The 1420-nt window shown below is 55.7% G+C and carries 1 protein-coding gene; it reads right to left on the bottom strand.

Annotated elements, in window-relative coordinates:
• Positions 1–120 precede the first annotated feature (120 nt).
• Positions 121–1371 carry an IS701-like element IS1452 family transposase gene (locus FKW19_RS14875; protein ID WP_012812328.1) on the bottom strand — a complete coding sequence of 417 codons (1251 nt, stop codon included), beginning with the start codon at positions 1369–1371 and terminating at the stop codon, positions 121–123.
• Positions 1372–1420 lie beyond the last annotated feature (49 nt).

The raw sequence follows: 1420 nt of genomic DNA, 5'->3' as shown, positions 1-1420 counted from the left end.
CCTAGCACTACAGTTGCATTTTGTGTCGTGAGTGAGCGCGGATAGCACTGGCCTGATGCGTTCGTCGAAAGACGGACCATCTGAGGATGTGAGAGACGGGTAGTCTGCGTTGTGCAAGTTTTACGACGAGGCGCCTGATCTCCTGAATGGACCAGCGGACAAGGACTGTCGTGTTCTGAGTTGTGTTTTTTTCGGTTTCAGTGAGTTTGCCTGGTAACGGACACTGGCCATGACGGCATAGGCCAGCATGACCAGAGAGACATGCCGATGCCAACCATGCCAGGAGCGGGTCTCGTTATGATCAAGACCAAATTCGTTTTTGGCCGTCTCGAACCCTTCTTCGATCCTCCAGCGCGTCCCTTCAACGTTCACCAGTTCCTGCGTGGTTGTCCCTTTCGGGCTCCAAGTCGTAAAATAGGCAAGGTCCCCGTCAGCGATGTTTCGGCGGATCAACAGGCCACGTGTCCATGGTCCGGCTATAGGGCAGTCAAATTCTTCAGCATCCAGATCAGCAAGCGGAAGATACGCCCAGTCATAAAGTCGCTCACCTTTTGTGCCGTGCCCCGCTGACAGACGACGCCAGGCCTGGTCTGGCAGTCCTGCTGCAATATCTTTCGCCTCTCCGGCAATCAGCGGTTCCGTTGCCCATGATCCGAACCAGTGATTGCCCTTGACCCCAAGCACATATCCAATTCCTGCCCGGCGAAGCGTGCGTTCTACGTCGCCCACGCCATACACGCTGTCTGCTGCAACCCAGCGGAACGGCACACCGGCCTCAATACTTCGCTCAATCATCATCGAGGCTAACGCCGGTTTGGTTGCAAACACCACGTCATCGGGAACGTGGGCCCGCTTCAGACGCTCAGGCTTTGATGTCCAGTCTTTCGGGAGATACAGGGCGCGGTCAATAAAGGCATGCCCCCGTTCCGAAACATAAGCGCCAAACACACCAATCTGGCAGTTCGTGATCTTGCCGGCAGATCCCGTATACTGCCGCCCCACACCGCAGGACGCCTGACCCTTCTTCAGAAAACCGGTCTCATCAATGACCAGCACGCCCTCTTCAGTGCCCAGATGCTCAATCACATAATCCCTGACGACGTCACGAAGGGCATCGGCATCCCAGTGCCCGCGTCCCAGAAGCGCCTGCTGCCGCCATGGACCAGGATCTCCTGCGGCTTCCGCTCGCATCCATCCCGTCTTGCGTGGTTCATTGCCAATCAAAACATCAAGAAAAGCACAGGCCGAATCTACGACACGTTTTTGCGTGAACAGCGGCGCCATCCGATCCTTGGCGGACCGAAGCGAGCGCGCCCATAATTCCAGCGTCTCTTCAACAGACGTACCGCCACTCATCATATCCTGAATCATGGTTACCCATAGATTCAGAACTCAACACAAAATGCAACTGTAGTGCTAG

This window comes from Acetobacter sp. DmW_125128 (assembly GCF_008704325.1).
Taxonomy (GTDB): Bacteria; Pseudomonadota; Alphaproteobacteria; order Acetobacterales; family Acetobacteraceae; genus Acetobacter; species Acetobacter oryzifermentans.
The sequence above is the reverse complement of the archived record's forward strand: the minus strand, read 5'-3'. Positions and strand labels throughout refer to the sequence as shown.